Origin of the sequence: Rhodovarius crocodyli (assembly GCF_004005855.1) — a bacterium.
Lineage (GTDB): Bacteria > Pseudomonadota > Alphaproteobacteria > Acetobacterales > Acetobacteraceae > Rhodovarius > Rhodovarius crocodyli.
Map to the genome: position 1 here is coordinate 86,843 of NZ_SACL01000011.1, position 19,402 is coordinate 106,244.

Consider the following 19,402-nt stretch of genomic DNA (forward strand, 5'->3'; position numbering starts at 1 on the left):
TTGTGCCGATCGCTAGGGCCTCAAATGCCGCCCATGCCGTCTATTCCTCCACCGCCGAAAATCGGCTTAGGCAGCGTTTTCAACGACTTAGGTAGAAAATGGAGGAAATTCCGGAGGAGAAAGCAGCGGTTTTCAAGACCGGTGCCTTAAACCGCTCGGCCACCTGTCCCGCGGTGGGGCCGATATAACGCGCCCCGGCCCGGCGTGAAAAGGCTACCCGCGGCGCGCCGGTGCGGCCAGCGCCTCCACCGGCCGGTTCTGCCGCAACTGCGCCGCGCTGATCGACACGATCCGCCCGATCTCGGAGGCCATGACCTTACGGTTCGGCAGCGTCTCGGGCGCGAAGGCCTCATGGAACACCACCGTCGCCCGCGTGCCCGTGTGGCGCAGCAGATACCAGGCGTGGCTCAGCGTCTCCATGTCGCCGTACCAGGCAAAGACCGGCCGGTCGCGCCGGCAGGCCGGCAGGCCGCCCATGCGGTCATACACCACCGTGGTGGGCTGCACCTGCTTCGCCTCGGAAGCCACCGACAGGAAGGAAGAACGGAAAGGCAGCACCCGGGTGCCGTCGCTCGTCGTGCCCTCGGGAAACAGCATCACGCTGTCCCCGCCCTTCAGCGTGGCCGAGATCTCGTTGCTCTCGCGGCCCGTGCCGGTGCGGCTGCGGCTGACGAACAGGGTGCGCCCCAGCTTCGCCACCACGCCGATGCCCGGCCAGCTGGCCACATCCGCCTTGGAGACGAAGCGCGTCTCCAGCACCGCCCCCAGCACCAGGATGTCGAGCCACGAGGTATGGTTGGACACATACAGCGTGCCGTCATGCCCGGCCGGCCGGCCCACCACCTGCAGCTTCAACCCGATCAGCCAGCACATGCCCCGCCAATAGGCCATGGGAAAGCGCGCCTTGGCCCGTCCGGGGAACAGCAGCAGCAGCGCCTGCAGCGGCACGCACAGCGCGGTCCAGAGCAGGACGGTCGCCAGGCGGCGCAGCGCCCTGCCCCGCCCGCCCAGCGGACGGTCCTCCATCACCGCGCCCCAGCGCGCGGCACCAGGCACGCGCGGCCTGAAGCGGAGCGGTCCGTTGCGCAGCACCCGGCGGGGCTGCTTGGTCTCTGGGGCGGTGGCGCGTGCCTGAATCATCGGGGGATGCTATCTGAGGCTGTGAGGGTTGCGGTAGCGCGCGGATGAAGACGCTGCAATGACATCCCCTTGAAGCATGTGTGACGGAGCAGCGGCATGGCGGAGACAGGCAAGGGTACGGGCAAGCCGCTTCGGCTGGCCGTGCTGGGGGCGGGCCCGGTCGGCACGGCCTCCGCCGCGCTGGCCGCCAGCCGGGGGCATGACGTCACGCTCTATTCCCCGCGCGGCGGCGGCACGCGCCACATCGGCGCCAGCGTCACGCTGAACGGGTTGATTTCCGGCCAGTTTCCGGTGCGGGTCTCGGCCGATCTGGGCCGCGCGCTCGAAGGGGTGGATGCCGTATTCCTGGCCGTGCCCGGCCATGCCCAGACCACGCTGCTGGAACGGCTGGCCCGCGTGCTGACCGGCGCGCCGGGCGTGCTGGTGGCGCCGGCTGCCTCCCTCAGCCCGCTGTTGCTGGCGCGCCTGCTGGGGCCGCGCGGCGTCTCGGCCGCGGTCGGCGGGCTGGTGGCGCCCCCGGTCGCCGCCCGCCGCCTGCCGGACGGGCGGCTGTGGCTGGGCGCGTTGCGCCAGCGCCTGTGGCTCGGTGCCGATGCGGAGATCCCCCGCCTCACCAACCTGGCGGAGGCCCTGTTCGGCATCCGCGTGCGCCCGATGGAGGGCATGCTGTCGGCGTCGCTCGCCGACATGTCGGGGCTGGGTGACGCGGCGCAGCTGCTGGCCCCGCCCGGCAACCCGCAGGCCGCTTTCCGGCTGCTGCGGGAATTCGCGCGGGAACGCGATGCGCTGGCCGCGCGCTTCGGCCTCGGCCTGCCCGATTCGGGCCTGTATTTCGACGAGATCGGCGGCATGCCGCCCATGGAGCCCGAGCGCGCCCTGGGCCAGGGCGGCCTCGCACTGTCCTTCCTGGTCACGCTCGGCGTCGCGGGCCGGGTAAAGGTGCCGATGGCCGAGGCCGCGCTGCGCATGCTGGAGGTCTTCGCCGGGCGCAGCCTGCGCGCCAACCCCTCGCTGCTGGCGCTGGGCGAGGACGCGGTGCGCGGCGTGCTCAGGCGCCACGCGGCATAGGCGTCAGCCGGGCCGCCGGCTCGGCCAGCGCCTCGATGATCCGGCATTCGCCCACCGTGCCGCCCAGGCAGTGGCCGGCGATCCGTGCCAGCTCCGCCCGCAGCGATGCCAGCCTCTCGATGCGCGCGTCGATCTCCCGCACCTGGGCCGAGGCCAGGGCATGGGCTTCCCCGCAATCCGCGTCGGGCCGCCCCGCCAGCCGCAGCAGCGCGCGGATCGCCTCGCTCTCGAAACCCAGTTCGCGCGCGTGGCGGATGAAGGTCAGCCGGCCCAGATGGGCGTCGGAATACAGGCGGTGCCCACCCTCGCTGCGTTCCGCCGCATGCAGCCAGCCCTCGCTCTCATACCATCTGATCGTCGTGGGCTTCACGCCGGTCAGCCGCGACAGCTCGCCGATCGAATAGGTCATGTCCCGCTCCTGCCGACCGTACATGCTTTGACACAAATGGGGCCTTGAACCTCCAGTCGCTAGAGGGCCCATAACAGGGGGGACGAGACTGAAGGAGCGACGGTCATGGGACGGCATGAGAAGCTGGAATGGCAGGTGGGCGGGATGGACTGCGCCGCCTGCGTGGCCAAGGTGACCAAGGCCGTGGAGCGCCTGCCCGGCGTCTCCGAGGTGCAGGTGAACCTGATGACCGAGAAGCTCTCCCTCGCGCTGGACACCGACCGCACGCGGCCTGAGGCCGTGATCCGCCAGGTGGAGGCGCTGGGCTACAAGGTCGGCGCTGAGGCGGCGCCCCACGCCCATTCCGGCCCCGGCGGCGAGCACAGCCACGACGCGCCGGGGGATGCCGGCAAGCCCTGGTGGAACACCGCCAAGGCGCGGCTGGTCTGGCTGCTGGGCGCGCTGGTGCTGGGCGCCTATGGCCTGTCGCTCGTGCTGCCGCACCAGGTCAGCTACGCGCTGTTCCTGGCGGCCACCCTGGTCGCGCTGATCCCGTTCGGGCGGCGCGCCCTGGCCCTGGCCCGCGCCGGCAGCCCGTTCTCGATCGAGACCCTGATGTGTACCGCCGCCATCGGCGCCGCCGTGATCGGCGCGGCCGAGGAAGCGGCCGTCGTCGTGCTGCTGTTCGCCCTGGGTGAGCTGCTGGAGAACGTGGCCGCCGGCCGCGCGCGCGAGGGCATCCGCGCGCTCGCCTCGCTGATGCCGCGCACCGCCCTGCGCCTGCAGGGCGACGGCAGCACGGTCGAGATTCCGGCCGAGCGCCTGGCGGTGGACAACCAGGTGCTGGTCCGCCCCGGTGACCGGGTGCCCTGCGACGGCATCATCCTGGAAGGGCATTCGGGCCTGGACGAAAGCCCCGTGACGGGTGAGAGCGTTCCCGTCACGCGCGGGGTGGGCGATGCCGTGGTGGCCGGCAGCATCAACACCGACGGCGCGCTGCGCATCCGTGTGACACGGGCCGCCGCCGACAACACCATCGCCCGCATCATCCGCATGGTGGAGGACGCCACGGCCTCCCGCGCGCCGACCCAGCGCTTCATCGAACGCTTCTCCACCTGGTGGACGCCGGGGGCGATGGCGGTCTCGGCGCTGGTGATCCTGGTGCCGCCCGTGGCACTCGGCTGGGACTGGTGGACCAGCCTGTATCGCGGCCTGGCCGTGCTGCTCATCGCCTGCCCCTGCGCGCTCGTGATCTCGGTGCCGGCGGCGATGGCCTCCGGCCTCTCGGCCGGGGCGCGGCGGGGGCTGCTGGTGAAGGGGGGTGCCGCGCTGGAGACGATCGGGGCCGCCACCACCGTGGCCTTCGACAAGACCGGCACATTGACCGCGGGCCGCCCGCGCGTGACCGACGTCATCGCAGCCGAGGGCGAGGAGGAGGCGGTGCTGCTGGCCCAGGCCGCCGCCGTGGAAAGCGGCTCCTCTCATCCGCTGGCCAAGGCGATCATGGCCGAGGCCGAGGCGCGTGGCCTGGCCCTTCCCGCCGCCACCGCGCAGGCCGCCATCGCCGGCAAGGCCGTGGCGGCCAGCATCGGGGGCGCGCGCGTCTCGGTGGGTTCACCCCGGCATGCGGCCGAACAGGGGGCCGTTCTGGGCCCGCTGGCCGAGGCCGCCACCCGGCTGGAAGGCGAGGGCAAGACCAGCGTGCTGATCCTGTCGGACCGCCGCCCGCTGGGGCTGATCGCGATGCGCGACGAACCGCGCGCCGATGCGGCCTCGGGCATCGCCGTGCTGAAGGGGCTGGGCGTGCGGTCCGTCATGCTGACGGGCGACAATGCGCGCACCGGTGCCGCCATCGCGGCTTCGCTGGGCATGGAGGTGAAGGCCGAGCTGTTGCCCGACGACAAGCTGCGCGAGATCGCGGCGCTGCGCGCGGCGGGCGACGTCATCATGGTGGGTGACGGCATCAACGACGCCCCTGCCCTGGCCGCCGCCAGCGTGGGGGTGGCCATGGGCGGGGGCACCGATGTCGCGCTGGAAACCGCCGATGCCGCCGTGCTGAAGGACCGCGTGACGGGGGTGGCGGAGCTGGTCAGCCTCTCGCGCGCCACCATGGCCAATGTGAAGCAGAACGTGGCCGTCGCCGTCGGGCTGAAGGGCGTGTTCCTGGTCACGACGCTGATCGGCGTGACGGGGCTGTGGCCCGCCATCATGGCCGATACCGGCGCCACGGTGCTCGTCACCCTCAACGCGCTGCGCCTGCTCGGGTGGAAGCCGGGCTTCGCGCGGGATTGATACGGGGTCGGGCACCCGCCCGACATTCTTTGTCATCGAGCGGACACTCAGTAATCGAGCAGCCATGGCATCAGTATCTCGTCACACGACGAGAAGGAATTAACCGATGCTTCGTATCACTCTTGTAGCCGTTACTCTGATGTCTGCTTCCGCCATGGCGGCCGATATTCGCCTGGTGCCGGATGGCCGGCAGGGCAATGCCCCCCTGCATGTCGATTCGACCGAGGCAGGCGGCATCCCCAACATCCACCGCCCCGAGACCGCGCGGGACAGCGCCGTGCGCAACGGCCCCGCGAGCCTGGGCGGCGGCGCGCAGGAACCGGGGGTGGCCTATGCGGGGCCGGGCCAGGGCACGCTGGGGCACAGCCACACGCCCCAGGTGGCCGACAACGACGCCGGCCGGCCGATCCTGAACTACGGGCACTGAGCCCCTTACTCGCCCCGCAGGGCGGCCCCCGCGGCGAGGGGGGCCAGCGGCAGGGCGAGCGCCGCCAGCGCGCCCAGCAGCAGCAGCATCGGGCGCGCATTGGCCTCGGTGCCCGCGGCCTCGATGGCGGCGGCGCCAAAGATCACGGCGGGGATGGCCAGGGGCAGCACCAGCAGCGGCAGCAGCACGCCGCCGCGCCGGGCGCCCAGCGTCAGCGCCGCCCCCGCCGTGCCCAGCAGCGACAGCACCAGCGAGGCCAGCGCCAGCGCCAGCATCGCCACCCCCCAGGCCTCGGTCGGCAGGTTGAGCATGGCGGCGGCGATGGGGGTCGCCAGGATCAGCGGCAGGCCGGTGGTCAGCCAATGCCCCGCCGCCTTGGCCAGCGCGATCAGCGCCGGGTGCAGCCCCGACAGAAGCAGCAGGTCGAGCGAGCCGTCCTCCGCCTCCGCGCCCCACATGCGGTCGAGCGGCAGCAGCGCGGCGAGAAGGGCGGAGGCGACGAGCGCGCCGGGCGCCAGCCGCGACAGGGTTTCGGGCGCGGGGCCGACGCCGAAGGGGAACAGCGCCGCCACCAGCAGAAAGAACAGCACCGCCGCCAGAGCATCGGCCGGATGCCGCAGGGCCAGCCGCAATTCGCGGCCCAGCACGGCCAGGAAGGCCCTCACAGCCGGAACTCCCCGGCGCCCGGCAGCGGCAGGGGCAGATGGGTGGCGGCCACCACCATGCCGCCGCGCGCGCGATGCGCGGCCAGCAGGTCCCCCAGCCGCTCCACGCTCGCGGCATCGAGCCCCAGCGTGGGTTCGTCCAGCAGCCAGATCTCGGCGGGCGAAAGCGCCAGGCGCGCGAGCGCGAGCCTGCGGCGCTGCCCGGCCGAGAGCATGCGCCCGGGCAGTTCCGCCAGCGCGGACAAACCCAGCGCCTCCAGCGCGGGCGCGACCTCGCCCCCTGTCAGCGCGGCGTGAAAGGCGAGATTCTCCCGCACGGTCAGGGCGGGCTTCAGCGCGTCCAGATGGCCGAGATAGCGCAGGCGGCGCGCATGGGCGGCCGGGTCCTCGCGCACATCCCTGCCCTGCCAGGCGATATGGCCCGCCGCCGGGGCCAGCAGCCCCGCCAGCACCCGCAGCAGGCTGGACTTGCCCGCGCCGTTGCGGCCGAGCAACAGCACCGCGTCGCCCGGCTTCACGGCAAGCCCCACGCCCGCGAAGACCGCGCGCTCACCACGCCAGCAGGCCAGGTCGATGGTTTCCAGCACGCACACCCCACGAGAGTTGGCCACCCCGCCCCCTGTTTGCCGCGTCCCGCCGCGCCTGCGAAGCCCGGCGCCGGGCGGGGCATGGAAAAACCGGCGATTTGCGACGATTCGCATCTGTTTACAGTTGACAGCCGCAAATTCCCCATGGGCCCGCCAATGGACGAAAGCCCGATGGCTGCCTAAGTTCACAACCGGCAAGGAGGAGTATCAGCGACCATGCGCATGATCGGTCAGGACAGTCTCAAGACCGCCTCCACCCTCACGGTGGACGGCAAGGACTATCGCTATTTCTCGCTTCCCGAGGCGGCCAAGAGCATCGGCGACATCAGCCGCCTCCCCTACTCGCTCAAGGTCCTGCTCGAGAACGTGCTGCGCTTCGAGGACGGCCGCAGCTATACCGTGACGGACGCCAAGTCGATCGCCGAGTGGCTGGTCGAGGGCAAGTCCAGCAAGGAAGTCCCGTTCCGCCCCGCCCGCATCCTGATGCAGGACTTCACGGGCGTTCCCGGCGTGGTGGACCTCGCCGCGATGCGCGACGGCATCATCCAGCTCGGCAGCGACCCCCGCAAGGTGAACCCGCTGGTGCCCGTCGACCTCGTGATCGACCACTCGGTGATGGTGGATGTCTCGGGCACGCCGGACGCGCTGCAGAAGAACGTGGACATCGAGTTCGAGCGCAACGGCGAACGCTATGAGTTCCTGCGCTGGGGCCAGTCGGCCTTCTCCAACTTCCGCGTCGTGCCGCCGGGCACGGGCATCTGCCACCAGGTGAACCTGGAATACCTGGCGCAGGTGGCCTGGACCAACACCGATGCGGGCGATGTGTATGTCTACCCCGACAGCTGCTACGGCACGGACAGCCACACCACCATGGTGAACGGCCTGGGCGTGCTGGGCTGGGGCGTGGGCGGCATCGAGGCCGAGGCCGCCATGCTGGGCCAGCCCATCGCCATGCTGATCCCCGACGTGATCGGCTTCCGCCTGACCGGCAAGCTGCGCGAGGGTGTCACCGCCACCGACCTGGTGCTGACCGTGACCCAGATGCTGCGCAAGAAGGGCGTGGTCGGCAAGTTCGTGGAATTCTTCGGCCCGGGCCTGGGCGAGATGGCGCTGGCCGACCGTGCCACCATCGCGAACATGGCGCCCGAATACGGCGCGACCTGCGGCTTCTTCCCGGTCGACAGCGTCACCATCGACTACCTGCACCTGTCCGGCCGCGACGAGCACCGCATCAGGCTGGTCGAGTCCTATGCCAAGGCGCAGGGCATGTGGCGCGATGCCACCACCCCCGACCCGGTCTTCACCGACACGCTGGAACTCGACCTCTCGACGGTCGAGCCGTCGCTCGCGGGCCCGAAGCGCCCGCAGGACCGCGTGCTGCTCTCGGGCGTGGCGCAGGGCTTCGAGAAGGACCTGGCCGCCGGCGTCATGGGCGTGCCGGGCGACCAGCCGAACCTGCGCGTGCCGGTGGCGGGTGCCAACCATGACCTCGGCCATGGCGACGTGGTGATCGCGGCAATCACCTCCTGCACCAACACCTCCAACCCCTATGTGCTGGTGGCCGCGGGGCTGGTGGCGCGCAAGGCGCGCGCGAAGGGCCTGATGCCCAAGCCCTGGGTCAAGACCTCGCTCGCGCCGGGCTCCCAGGTGGTGACCGACTATCTGAACAAGTCCGGCCTGTCGCAGGACCTGGACGCCATCGGCTTCCAGACCGTGGGCTACGGCTGCACCACCTGCATCGGCAACTCCGGCCCGCTGGACGACCACATCGTGGACGCCGTGGAGGCCAACAAGCTGGTGGTCTCGGCCGTGCTGTCGGGCAACCGCAACTTCGAGGGCCGCGTGCATGCCAATGTGCGCGCCAACTACCTGGCCTCGCCGCCGCTGGTGGTGGCCTATGCGCTGGCCGGCACCACGCGGAAGGACCTGACGAAGGAGCCGATCGGCACCGGCAGCGACGGCCAGCCCGTGTTCCTGAAGGACATCTGGCCCAGCACCAAGGAAGTGCAGGACACGGTGCATGCCGTGCTCACGCGCCAGATGTTCGTCGAACGCTATGCCGACGTGTTCAAGGGCCCGGCGCAGTGGCAGGCCATCAACGTGGCGGCCGACAGCGACACCTATCGCTGGAACTCGGGCTCCACCTATGTACAGAACCCGCCCTATTTCGAGGGCATGACGATGGAGCCGGCCCCGGTCTCCTCCATCAAGGGCGCGCGCATCATGGCGGTGCTGGGCGACAGCATCACCACCGACCACATCTCTCCCGCCGGCAACATCCGCAAGGTCAGCCCGGCCGGCGAATACCTGCTGGAACATCAAGTGCGGCAGAACGACTTCAACAGCTACGGCGCGCGCCGCGGCAACCATGAAGTCATGATGCGCGGCACCTTCGCCAACATCCGCATCAAGAACGAGATGCTGAAGGGTGTGGAAGGCGGCATGTCCAAGCACTTCCCCTCGGGCGACGTGATGCCGATCTATGACGTCGCGATGCGCTACAAGAACGAGGGCGTGCCCCTGGTGGTCGTGGGCGGCAAGGAATACGGCACCGGTTCCTCGCGCGACTGGGCGGCCAAGGGCACCTTCCTGCTGGGCGTGAAGGCGGTCATCACCGAGTCCTTCGAGCGCATCCACCGCTCCAACCTGGTGGGCATGGGCGTGCTGCCGCTGGTGTTCAAGGAAGGCGAAAGCCGCCAGACCCTGGGCCTGACCGGCGAGGAGACGGTGGACATCGCGGGCGTCGAGGAACTCTCCCCGCGCATGATGATGGACGTGACCTTCACCCGCCCCGACGGCAGCACGGTGAAGACCCAGTGCATGTGCCGCGTCGATACCGCCGACGAGGTTGAGTACTACAAGAACGGCGGCATCCTGAACTACGTGCTGCGCGGCATGGCGAAGGCGGCGTAAGCCCCTTCCACAGCCCGGAAATGCAAAACCCCGCCGGAGCGATCCGGCGGGGTTGTTTTTTGCCCGATGGCCTGGAAAAGCCTCAGTTGAAGAGGGCGGCCATGGCCATGCCGGCATAGTGCTGAACGGCCTGGCGTTCCTGCAGAACACCGGCGAAGGCGACGACCAGCAGGGCGCCCAGCGTCATCATCACCACCTGGCTGGCGGGACGGGCGGGCTTATCACCTTTCAGCATCGTGGAAACTCCATAACCGACAACCGGAATGTAGATAAGCGCCCTCACATTGTCCAGCGCAGATTCGTGGGTTTTCACCGAAAGCACTTCGCATTGTCGTTAATTGACGCGGGTTGCAATTCATTCTCATCAGCATATGTTGCGCCGCGCCATGGACCGCCCGCCCACCCACGCCGACATCGTCGCGATGACCCCGCAGGAGATCACGGCGATCCTGGACGGAGAGCCGGTGCGGGCCTTCGCCTGGCTCGCGGCCGCCGCACGGCTGGGCTTCGTCGATGCCCAGCTTGCCTATGCCCAGTGCCTTCTCAGCGGGCGCGGCTGCGCCCCCGACCCGCAGGCCGCCTATCGCTGGTTCGACACGGCCGCGCGCGCGGGCTCGGCCGAGGGCCTGAACATGCTGGGCCGCTGCCATGAGAACGGCTGGGGCACCCCGCGCAACGACGCGACGGCGGCTCCCCTCTATCGCCAGGCCGCGGAGACGGGGCTGGACTGGGCCCAGTACAATTACGCCAACATGCTGGCGCGCGGCGCGGGCGTGGCCAAGGACATGGAACAGGCCCTGCACTGGTACCGGCTGGCCGCCGCCCAGGGCCATGCCAAGGCCACCAATCTGGTGGCGCGCTTCCTGGAGGAAGGCTGGGCCTGCGCCCCCGACCCGGAGGCGGCCGCCGCCCTTTATGCCCGCGCCGCCGAGGGCGGGGATTTCCGGGCCCAGTTCAACCATGGCCTGACCCTGGCGCGCGCGGGCGATATCGCCGGCGCCCGCGACTGGTTCCAGCGCGCCATCGCCGGCGGCACATCCGGCTTCCTGATCAGTGCCGCGCGCGCTCTCGCCACCTTTCCGCAACCTGAGCTGCGCGGCCTGGCCAGCCTGGCGCGGCAGCGGGCGAACGGCGCGGCTTAACGAAACGTAATTTTAGACCGCCAGAAACTGCCGCAGATGAAATTGCGAGTCATTCTTGGTTGCAGTAGCTAACGCACTGACACATCGCCCCGGGGATTCCACGATGCAGCCGCGCCCAGAATCGCAATCATTCGAGCCAACCATCGGCCTGATGGGGGGCCTGACGGGCCTCGCCATGCTGGCCGGCGGCGTTTCCCCCGCCCTGGCGCAGACCGCCGCCACCCCGGCCGAGCCCGCGGCCCCGGGCAACCTGACCGTTCCCGAGCTGAACGTGCAGGGCGAGGGCCGCGCCAGCTACCGTCGCGATTCCGACGCCGTGGTCCGCCTGCCGACCACCATCGCCGAAACCCCGCAGTCCATCTCGGTCGTCCCGCGTGAGCTGATGCAGGAGCAGGCCGTCTCCTCCGTGCGCGAGGCGCTGCGCAACGTGACCGGCATCTCGCTGGCCGCCGGCGAAGGCGGCTTCTCGGGCGACAACCTGACGCTACGCGGCTTCTCCTCGCGCGGGGACTTCTTCATCGACGGCATCCGCGACGCCGGCCAGTACACGCGCGACCCCTTCTTCATGGACAGCATCCAGGTGCTGAAGGGCCCGTCCTCCATCAGCTTCGGCCGCGGCTCCACCGGCGGCGTCATCAACCAGACCACGCGCCTGGCGCGCGAGGGTAATTTCGGCGACATGACGCTCTCGGCCTATTCCTCGGGCGGGGTGCGCGCCACGGGCGACATCAACCTGCAGGCCGGCAACATCGCGGTCCGCAGCCAGTTCATGGGCAGCCGCATCGACGTGGCCGGCCGCGACCATGTCTATCAGTCGCGCTACGGCGTCGCGCCCTCCATCACCTGGGGCCTGGGCGGCCCCACCCAGGTCACCCTCTCCTACCTGCACATGGAGGAGGAGAACGTGCCGGACCTGGGCGTGCCGTACCGCAACGGCCGGCCGCTGAATGTGCCGCGCAACACCTTCTACGGCGTGTCCTCCCAGGACCGCGAGCGCACCGTGACCGATGTGGTGACCCTGCGCGCCCAGCACCAGCTGAACGACGCCATCACCCTGCGCAACACCACGCGCTATGGCAGCTACTGGCGTGAGCTGAACGCGACCGCCCCGCGCATCGCCACCACCACCAGCACGGGTGCGGCCTACAACGCGCTGACCACCCCGCTGTCCCAGCTGCTGATCCGGCGTGAGCCGCAGGTCCGCACCGGCTATGACAGCATCCTGGTGAACCAGACCGAGGCCCTGCTGAACCTGCGCACCGGCCCCTTCACCCACCGCGCCCTGGTGGGCTTCGAGATCGGGCGTGAGAGCTCCGAGGTCGTGCGCTATTCCTTCGGGACCAACACCAACGGACGGCCCAACGCCTCCGCGCTGAACCCGGACTACTACGCCGAAACCCCCTTCATCCGGGGCACCGCGTCCGACATCCGCACGGTGGCGAACACGCTGGCGCTGTATTTCGTCGACCAGATCCGCCTGAACGAGATGTTCGAGCTGCAGCTGGGCGGCCGCTGGGACCGCTTCGAGGCCGATTACGTGAACCGCGCGGCCACCACCAACAACCGCTTCTCGCGCACGGATGAGGCCTTCAGCTGGCGCACCGCGCTGGTGTTCCAGCCCACCTCGCGCATCCGCACCTATTTCGCGGCCGGCACCTCCTTCAACCCCTCGGCCGAGAGCCTGACGCTGGCGGCCAACAACGCCAACACCCCGCCCGAGCGCAACATCACCTTTGAGCTGGGCGGCAGCTACGAGGTGCTGGACGGTCTGCGCCTGACGGGCTCGGTCTTCCGCATCGAGAAGACCAACGCCCGCACCTCCGACCCCTCGGGCAATGTGCAGGTGCTGGACGGCGTGACGCGGGTGGACGGCGTGGAGATCGGCATCCAGGGCCGGCCGCTGCCGAACTGGAACGTCTATGCCAGCTACTCCTACCTGAACTCGGAGATCATCCGCTCCAACAACGCGGCCGAGCGCGGTCGTGAGTTCGCGAACGTGGCGCCCAACACCGCCTCGCTCTGGACCACCTATGACCTGCCCTACGGCTTCCAGCTGGGCGGCGGCATCAACTACATGGACCGCCGCTTCGGCAACACCACCAACACGGTGCGCGTGCCGAGCTATGTCCGCTATGACCTGGCCGCCGCCTGGGCGCCGACCGAAGGCCCGTTCCGCAACCTGCGCTTCCAGGTGAATGCGCTGAACGTGACCAACGCCCGCACCTATGAGACCGTCTACACCGCGCACACCGTCCCGGGCCCGGGCCGCACCGTGGTGATGTCGGTGTCGACCAGGTTCTGAGGCATGTCCCTGATGGTCCATGCCTCAGCCCTTGCTGACACGCCGCTGAACCGCGCGGCGCCGCTCCGGCGCCGGCGGAGCGGGGTGTAGACCATGCTGCTGCACATTCCCGATGTGCTGACGGCGGAGCAGCTCGCGCAGGCGCGCGGGCTGCTTTCCCGCGCTCCCTGGGTGGATGGCCGCGTCACGGCCGGCCACCAGTCCGCCCAGGTGAAGGACAATCTGCAGATCCCGGAATCGGCGCCCGAGGCCGCGGCCCTGCGGGACCTCGTGATGGGCGCGCTGGAACGCAACGCGCTGTTCATCTCCTCCGTGCTGCCGCTGAAGGTGTTCCCGCCCCTGTTCAACCGGTACGACCCGGGCATGACCTTCGGCGCGCATGTGGACAATGCCATCCGCCAGGTCACGGGCACCGGGGCGCGCGTGCGCACCGATGTCTCCTGCACCCTCTTCCTCTCAGACCCCGCCGACTACGACGGCGGCGAGCTGACGGTCGAGGACAGCTACGGCACCCACAAGGTGAAGCTGCCGGCCGGCCATGCCGTGGTGTACCCCGCGACCAGCCTGCACCGGGTCGAACCCATCACCCGCGGCTCACGCGTCGCCAGCTTCTTCTGGATCCAGTCCATGGTGCGGGAGGACGCGCAGCGTTCCCTCCTGTTTGACCTGGACATGACCATTAACGGATTGCGCGGCGATCTGCCGCAGGGCCATAAGGGCCCCATCCAGCTGACTGCCATCTACCACAACCTGCTGCGCCGCTGGGCCGATGCCTGACGCCAAGGCCCCCGCACGCCGCCGGAGATTGCTCATGAAACGCTTCCTGTCCGCCCTGCCCGTCATCTCCACCACGCTGCTGCCCGCGCTCGGCTGGGCGCAGTCCCCGGCGGCGCCCCCCGCCCCGGCCGCCCCCGCCGCCGTGCCGCCGCCCTCGGCCCCCATCTCGATCCCGGTGGAGAACCTGCCGCATGAGCTGTCGCCCTGGGCGATGGTGCAGAACGCGGATTGGGTGGTGCAGTCGGTCATGGGCGGGCTGGTGCTGGCCTCGGTGCTGACCTGGACGATCGCGCTCGCCAAGCTGGTCGAGATCACGGCCGCCGGCCGCCGCGCGGAAGCCACCCTCCAGGCGCTGCGCAGCGCCGAAAGCCTGGATCACGCCCAGCGCCGCCTGGCCGAGACGACCGGCCCGGCCGCCTCCATGCTGCGCGCGGCGATCGCGGAGCTGCGGGCCTCGGGCGACGGCGCGCCGAAGGACGGCGTGAAGGAGCGCACGGCCTGGGTGCTCGACCGCATCGCGGCGCGCGCGGCGCGCGGGCTGACCAAGGGCACCGGCATCCTGGCCACCATCGGTTCCGTCGGGCCCTTCGTCGGCCTGTTCGGCACGGTGTGGGGCATCATGAACAGCTTCATCGGCATTTCCCGCGCCCAGACGACCAACCTGGCCGTGGTCGCCCCCGGCATCGCGGAGGCCCTGCTGGCCACCGCCATCGGCCTGGTGGCCGCCATCCCGGCCGTGGTGCTCTACAATGCCTTCACGCGCTCCATCGCCGGGCAGAAGGCCAAGCTCGCCGACAGCTCGACCGAGGTGATGCGCCTGCTGTCGCGTGAGCTGGACCGGGCGCCGCGCGCGCGCAGCATCTCCCTGGCCGCGGACTGAACGGCCATGGCATTCCAGATGGGTGGCGGCGGGGATGACGACCTCGCCGAGGTCAGCGACATCAACGTGACCCCCTTCATCGACGTGGTGCTGGTGCTGCTGATCATCTTCATGGTGGCGGCCCCGCTGGCCACCGTGGATGTGCCCGTGGACCTGCCCGTGTCCAACGCGCAGCCGCAGCCCCGGCCGGACCGGCCCGTGTTCCTGACGGTGCGGGCCGACCGCAGCCTGCATCTGGGCGATGACGTGATCAGCCGCGAGCAGCTGCCGATGGCGCTGGAACACGCCTTCAACGGCAACCGCGACGGCCGCGTCTTCCTGCGCGCCGACAGCGGCGTGCCCTATGGCGAGCTGATGGAGGTGATGAACGCGCTGCGTTCCGCCGGCTGGCTCAAGATCGCGCTCGTCGGCCTCGAGGGCGCCCCGGCCAGCCCATGAGCGCGACCTGGCATGAGGAGCAGGAGAACCGCGGCGCGCTGCGCTGGGGTGCCTCGCTCGCCCTGATCCTGGCGCTGCACGGGGTGGCCCTGTGGCGCGTGGCCTATCTGACGGCCGAGCCGCCGCCGATCCAGCTCGCCGAGCCCATCATGCTGGAGCTGGAAGCCCCGGCCGATGCGGGCGTGCCTGAGCCCGCGGCGCCCGGCGCCGCCCGAGCCGGTGCGCCAGCAGGAACCGCCGCCGCCCCCGCCGCCCGAGCCGGTCCGGCGTGAGCCCCCGCGCCCGCCCGAGCCGCGCCCGAGGCCGCGCCCGCAGCCGCGCCCGGCCCAGCCGAGCGCGGCGCCTGCGGCACAGCCCTCGCCGGCGCCGCCCTCCGCGGCAACGACGGCACCCACCGCCGCACCGGCGGGCCAGCCCAGCGCCCCCATCGGCAACCCGAATGCGGTGCCCAACTGGCAGGGCCAGCTGCTGGCGCGGCTGCAGCGCTATCGCCGCTATCCCGAGAGCAGCCGCTTCCGGCGAGAGGAAGGCGTGGTGATGGTGACCTTCACCATGCGCCGCGACGGGACGGTCCTGGACGTCCGCCTGGCCCGCAGTTCCGGCCATTCGGAGCTGGATGCGGAGACGCTGCAGCTGATCCGCCGCGCCGAGCCGCTGCCGAGCCCGCCGCCCGAGGTTCCGGGCGACCCGATCACCCTGACGGCACCCGTCAGGTTCTCCCTGCGCTGAACCGGGAGGGCGTCAGCCCTCCCGCACCGCCCCGGGCGGCATTTCCGTATCGTCCGCCACATGGGCCAGCTGGCCCATGCTGGGGTCGACGGGCACGAAGGGGCGGTCCTTCCAGCGGACGCGCCGCACGCGCACGAAGCGCCACATCGCCAGCCCCACGAACAGCAGCGCCACCGCCGCCACATACAGGAACACCCCCGCCACCCCGACGCGCCCCATGATGGCCGTGCCCAGGATGGGGCCCAGGAAGGAGGCGATGCCGTTGATGAGGATCAACGAGCCGCTGGTGGAGACCACCTGTTCCGGCAGCACGCGGTCATTCGCGTGGGCCACGCACACCGGATAGACGGTGGACATGAAGCCGCCCAGCAGGAAGGTGACGGGCAGCATGGTCCAGGCACCGAAAGGCATCATCGCCAGCACCACGGCACAGACGGCGAAGCCCGCCGCCACGCCGGCCGCGACAAGGCGCCGGTCGAAACTGTCCGACAGGCGCCCCACCGGGATCTGGAAGGCGAGCCCCCCGAAGATGGCCGTCGCGATATAGGCGGAGATGGAGGAGGCCGGGATGCCCTGGGTCTGCGCATAGGCGGGGATCAACGCATAGAAGGTGCTGCCCATCAGCCCCGCGGCCGCGCAGCCCGCCACGGCCACCGGCGCCAGCCGCCGCAGCGCGCGGATGCCCAGGCGCGGGCTGCGCCCCACCGTCGGCGCCTGTGCCTGGGTCAGGCTGACCGGCATCAGCGCCAGGCCGAACAGGGCGGCGGCCAGCGAAAACAGCTCGAACCCATGCGGGGCCGGCAGGTTGATCAGGAACTGCCCGGCGCCGAAGGCCAGGTTGGTCGCCACCATATAGAGGGAGAAGACGCGACCCCGGTTCTCGGCGGTGGCGCTGCCGTTCAGCCAGCTTTCTGCGGTCAGGAACAGGCCGGCGCAGCCCATGCCGGTGACGAGCCTGATCACCACCCAGGCGGCGGGCGAGGTGAAGACGGGTTGCAAGGCGATGCAGGCGGCCACCAGCCCGGCCAGCGCGGCGAACAGCCGCACATGCCCCACCCTGAGCAACAGGGAGCCGAGCGTGGCCGCCCCCAGCGTATAGCCGCCGAAATAGCTGGCCAGCACGATGCCCATGGCCAGTGGCGGAAAGCCTGAGGCCGCCGCCGTGATCGAGACCAGCGTGCCGAGATAGCCGTTGGCGAGCTGCACGACGCTGATGCCCAGGATCGTGGCGCCGACCGATACGATGATTCCGGAAAGCAAACCCTGCACCCCCTTTCCTTCTTTGATGCAACGCATCATGCCAAGGAAAGGTTGTGCCGCGCTACCTTGAGGGGGCGTGGCTGGCGGGGCGTGCCTTGCGGCGCAGTTCCATCAGCTCCTCGCGCTCGCGCTCCATGGTGCGGAACAGCGCGTCGCGCCCGTATTTGTACTGCTTCGGGCCCTTCACCGACCGTGCGCCATAGGTTGCGGCGGCCTTGAGGGTGAAGCTCGGCTCGGCCAGATGCGGGCGGCCGAGCGCCACCAGATCCGCGCGACCCGCCGCCAGGATGGTGTTCACCTGGTCGGCACTCGTGATGCTGCCCACGCACATCACCGCGATGCCGGCCTCATTGCGGATCATGTCCGCCCAGGGCAGCTGGAACATGCGCCCGTACTGGGGCGCCGCGTCGGCCACCGTCTGGCCGGTGGAGACGTCGATCAGGTCGCAGCCGGCAGCCGCGAAGGCACGGGCGATCGCCAGCGTATCGGCATCGGTGATGCCGCCATCAGCCCAGTCGGTGGCGGAAAGGCGCACGGACATCGGCCGGTCGGCGGGCCAGACGGCGCGAAGGGCGGAGAATACCTCGAGAGGGAAGCGCAGCCGGTTCTCGACCGGCCCGCCATACTCGTCCTCGCGATGATTGGTCAGCGGCGACAGGAAGCTGGCCAGCAGATAGCCATGGGCGCAGTGCAGTTCCAGCAGGTCGAAGCCGCACTCGATGCCGCGCCGGGCGGCGGCCACGAAATCCTCGCGGATCGCGTCCATCTGCGCGCGGGTCAGCGCCGCGGGCACCTGGCTGTGGGGGTAATAGGGGATGGGGCTGGCGGAGACGATGGGCCAGGCGCCTTCCTCCAGCGGCTGGTCCATGCCGTCCCACATCAGTTTCGTGGCGCCCTTTCGCCCGGCATGGCCCAGCTGCAGTGCCATCTTCGCGCCGCTGCCGTGCACGAAGCCCACGATGCGCGTCCAGGCGGCCTGCTGCTCATCGTTCCACAGCCCGGCACAGCCCGGTGTGATGCGCGCATCGGGCGCGGGGCAGGTCATCTCGGTGAAGACCAGCCCGGCGCCGCCCTGGGCGCGCGCGCCGTAATGCACCAGGTGAAAGTCCCCGGGCACGCCTTCCTCGGCCGAATACATGCACATGGGGGACACGACGACACGGTTCGGCACCGTGAGCCCGCGCAGGGCCAGGGGCTGGAACATCGGCACCGTATCGGGGCGCCCGCCTGATTGCTGCGCGAACAGCGCCTGCATCTCGGCCACGAATTCCGGGGCGCGCAGCAGCAGGTTGTCCCAGGTGATGGCCTTGCTGCGCGTCATCACGCCGAAGGCGAATTGCGTGGGCGGGAAATGCCAGAACCGCTTCACATGCTCGAACCACACCAGCGAGACATTGGCCGCGTGCTGGATCTTCTCCACCTCCTCGCGCCGGCCATTCTCGAAGGCGTGCAGGGCCTCGGCCGTGCCGGGGTTGGCCATGAAGGCGGCATGCAGGGCGATCGCGTCCTCCATCGCCAGCTTGGTGCCGCTGCCGATGGAGAAATGCGCGCTGGCCTTGGCATCGCCCAGCAGCACCATGTTGTCCTTCACCCAGCGTTCGCAGCGTAGGGCGGGGAACTGGCGCCACATGCTGCGGTTGATCAGCAGGCGGTGGCCCTGCAGATCCTCGGCGAAGACCTCCTCCAGGAAGGCCGCGCTCTGCTCCTCATTCATCGCGTCGAGGCCCGCGCGGGCCCAGGTCTCGGGGTCGGTCTCCAGCACCCAGGTGCTGGCGCCGGGCTCGTACTGGTAGCAATGGGCGATGAAGATGCCGTGCGGGGTCTCACGGAAGAAGAAGGTGAAGGCATCGAAGGGGCGCGTGGAGCCCATCCAGGCGAAGCGGTTGGGGCGGTAGTCGATGCGGGGCTGGAAATGCTCGGCGTGGCGGGTGCGGATGGGGCTGTTGATGCCGTCCGCCACCACGACCAGATCGGCGTCGGGGAAGTCCTCCGGCACCGCCTCCCGGCCGAAGATCATCTCGACGCCGACCTCCCGCGCGCGGTCCTGCAGCAGCAGCAGCAGGGTGCGGCGCGAACAGCCGCAGAAGCCGTTGCCGCCGATGCGGTGGCTCTCACCGCGCGCGTTGATCTCGATGTCGTCCCAATAGGCGAAGCTCTCGGTGATGGCGCGGTAGCTGGGTTCATCCGCCGCCTTGAAGGCATCCAGCGTCTGGTCGCTGAACACCACGCCGAAGCCGAATGTGTCGTCGGGGCGGTTGCGTTCCACCACCGTCACGCGCGCCTCCGGGCGGTCGCGCTTCATCAGGATGGCGAAATACAGGCCCGCCGGGCCGCCGCCGATGATCGCGATGCGCATGGGCCTTGCTCCGATGATTTGCCTGCTTGTGAGCATGG

Annotated in this window: 18 protein-coding genes; 11 read left to right on the forward strand and 7 right to left on the reverse strand. The window is 70.2% G+C overall.

Annotated features, from left to right (window positions below; genetic code table 11):
• Positions 1–213: 213 nt before the first annotated feature.
• The gene (locus EOD42_RS22680; RefSeq protein ID WP_240655257.1) at positions 214–1,140 is read right to left on the reverse strand and encodes a lysophospholipid acyltransferase family protein; all 927 of its coding nucleotides are present in this window, start codon (positions 1,138–1,140) and stop codon (positions 214–216) included.
• Positions 1,141–1,236: 96 nt separating this feature from the next.
• On the opposite strand from EOD42_RS22680, the gene EOD42_RS22685 reads away from it, so the two are divergent.
• Positions 1,237–2,208: an NAD(P)-binding domain-containing protein gene (locus EOD42_RS22685; RefSeq protein WP_127789881.1), complete on the forward strand. Its 972-nt coding sequence runs from the start codon at positions 1,237–1,239 to the stop codon at positions 2,206–2,208.
• On the opposite strand, the gene EOD42_RS22690 is transcribed toward EOD42_RS22685, so the two are convergent.
• Positions 2,189–2,617: a MerR family transcriptional regulator gene (locus tag EOD42_RS22690; protein WP_127789882.1), complete on the reverse strand. Its 429-nt coding sequence runs from the start codon at positions 2,615–2,617 to the stop codon at positions 2,189–2,191. The two genes, EOD42_RS22685 and EOD42_RS22690, sit on opposite strands and share 20 nt — an antisense overlap.
• Before the next feature lie 105 nt (positions 2,618–2,722).
• Between EOD42_RS22690 and EOD42_RS22695 the strand changes: the two genes are divergently transcribed.
• Both EOD42_RS22695 and EOD42_RS22700 read left to right on the forward strand, forming a co-directional pair.
• Positions 2,723–4,888 carry a heavy metal translocating P-type ATPase gene (locus EOD42_RS22695; protein WP_240655258.1) on the forward strand — a complete coding sequence of 722 codons (2,166 nt, stop codon included), beginning with the start codon at positions 2,723–2,725 and terminating at the stop codon, positions 4,886–4,888.
• A 139-nt stretch (positions 4,889–5,027) separates the two neighbouring features.
• Positions 5,028–5,315, forward strand: a complete 288-nt coding sequence (locus EOD42_RS22700) for a hypothetical protein (RefSeq protein WP_127789883.1) — start codon at positions 5,028–5,030, stop codon at positions 5,313–5,315.
• 5 nt (positions 5,316–5,320) lie between these two features.
• Here the strand turns inward: EOD42_RS22700 and ccmB are convergent, their stop codons facing one another.
• Positions 5,321–5,980 carry a heme exporter protein CcmB gene (ccmB, locus tag EOD42_RS22705; RefSeq protein WP_127789884.1) on the reverse strand — a complete coding sequence of 220 codons (660 nt, stop codon included), beginning with the start codon at positions 5,978–5,980 and terminating at the stop codon, positions 5,321–5,323.
• Complete coding sequence (ccmA, locus tag EOD42_RS22710; protein ID WP_338069644.1) at positions 5,977–6,591, reverse strand: heme ABC exporter ATP-binding protein CcmA; 615 nt, start codon at positions 6,589–6,591, stop codon at positions 5,977–5,979. The genes ccmB and ccmA overlap by 4 nt, the downstream gene beginning before the upstream one ends.
• Before the next feature lie 192 nt (positions 6,592–6,783).
• Between ccmA and acnA the strand changes: the two genes are divergently transcribed.
• The gene (gene acnA, locus EOD42_RS22715) at positions 6,784–9,480 is read left to right on the forward strand and encodes an aconitate hydratase AcnA (protein WP_127789886.1); all 2,697 of its coding nucleotides are present in this window, start codon (positions 6,784–6,786) and stop codon (positions 9,478–9,480) included.
• A gap of 82 nt (positions 9,481–9,562) precedes the next feature.
• Here the strand turns inward: acnA and EOD42_RS26060 are convergent, their stop codons facing one another.
• A complete protein-coding gene (locus tag EOD42_RS26060; RefSeq protein WP_164868079.1) occupies positions 9,563–9,715 on the reverse strand; it encodes a hypothetical protein in 153 nt (50 codons plus the stop codon).
• Between the two features lie 151 nt (positions 9,716–9,866).
• On the opposite strand from EOD42_RS26060, the gene EOD42_RS22720 reads away from it, so the two are divergent.
• The 7 genes from EOD42_RS22720 to EOD42_RS22745 all read left to right on the forward strand — a co-directional run bounded on the left by EOD42_RS22720 (position 9,867) and on the right by EOD42_RS22745 (position 15,748).
• Complete coding sequence (locus EOD42_RS22720; RefSeq protein ID WP_206020438.1) at positions 9,867–10,622, forward strand: tetratricopeptide repeat protein; 756 nt, start codon at positions 9,867–9,869, stop codon at positions 10,620–10,622.
• A 151-nt stretch (positions 10,623–10,773) separates the two neighbouring features.
• Positions 10,774–12,924, forward strand: coding sequence for a TonB-dependent receptor (locus tag EOD42_RS22725; protein ID WP_164868080.1), 2,151 nt, complete (start codon positions 10,774–10,776; stop codon positions 12,922–12,924).
• Between the two features lie 93 nt (positions 12,925–13,017).
• Positions 13,018–13,701 carry a Fe2+-dependent dioxygenase gene (locus EOD42_RS22730; RefSeq protein ID WP_127789888.1) on the forward strand — a complete coding sequence of 228 codons (684 nt, stop codon included), beginning with the start codon at positions 13,018–13,020 and terminating at the stop codon, positions 13,699–13,701.
• A 34-nt stretch (positions 13,702–13,735) separates the two neighbouring features.
• Positions 13,736–14,581, forward strand: coding sequence for a tonB-system energizer ExbB (gene exbB, locus EOD42_RS22735; protein ID WP_206020439.1), 846 nt, complete (start codon positions 13,736–13,738; stop codon positions 14,579–14,581).
• Positions 14,582–14,587: 6 nt separating this feature from the next.
• On the forward strand, positions 14,588–15,019 hold the full coding sequence (exbD, locus tag EOD42_RS22740; RefSeq protein WP_127789890.1) for a TonB system transport protein ExbD: 432 nt from the start codon (positions 14,588–14,590) through the stop codon (positions 15,017–15,019).
• The gene (locus EOD42_RS26210) at positions 15,016–15,291 is read left to right on the forward strand and encodes a hypothetical protein (RefSeq protein WP_206020440.1); all 276 of its coding nucleotides are present in this window, start codon (positions 15,016–15,018) and stop codon (positions 15,289–15,291) included. Before exbD ends, EOD42_RS26210 begins: the two co-directional genes overlap by 4 nt.
• Positions 15,239–15,748: an energy transducer TonB gene (locus EOD42_RS22745; RefSeq protein WP_206020441.1), complete on the forward strand. Its 510-nt coding sequence runs from the start codon at positions 15,239–15,241 to the stop codon at positions 15,746–15,748. Before EOD42_RS26210 ends, EOD42_RS22745 begins: the two co-directional genes overlap by 53 nt.
• 12 nt (positions 15,749–15,760) lie before the next feature.
• Here EOD42_RS22745 and EOD42_RS22750 read toward each other — a convergent pair whose 3' ends face one another.
• Together EOD42_RS22750 and EOD42_RS22755 are read right to left on the reverse strand one after the other, a co-directional pair.
• A complete protein-coding gene (locus EOD42_RS22750; protein WP_164868081.1) occupies positions 15,761–17,008 on the reverse strand; it encodes an MFS transporter in 1,248 nt (415 codons plus the stop codon).
• 61 nt (positions 17,009–17,069) lie between these two features.
• Positions 17,070–19,364 carry a bifunctional salicylyl-CoA 5-hydroxylase/oxidoreductase gene (locus EOD42_RS22755; RefSeq protein WP_127789892.1) on the reverse strand — a complete coding sequence of 765 codons (2,295 nt, stop codon included), beginning with the start codon at positions 19,362–19,364 and terminating at the stop codon, positions 17,070–17,072.
• Positions 19,365–19,402: the final 38 nt, after the last annotated feature.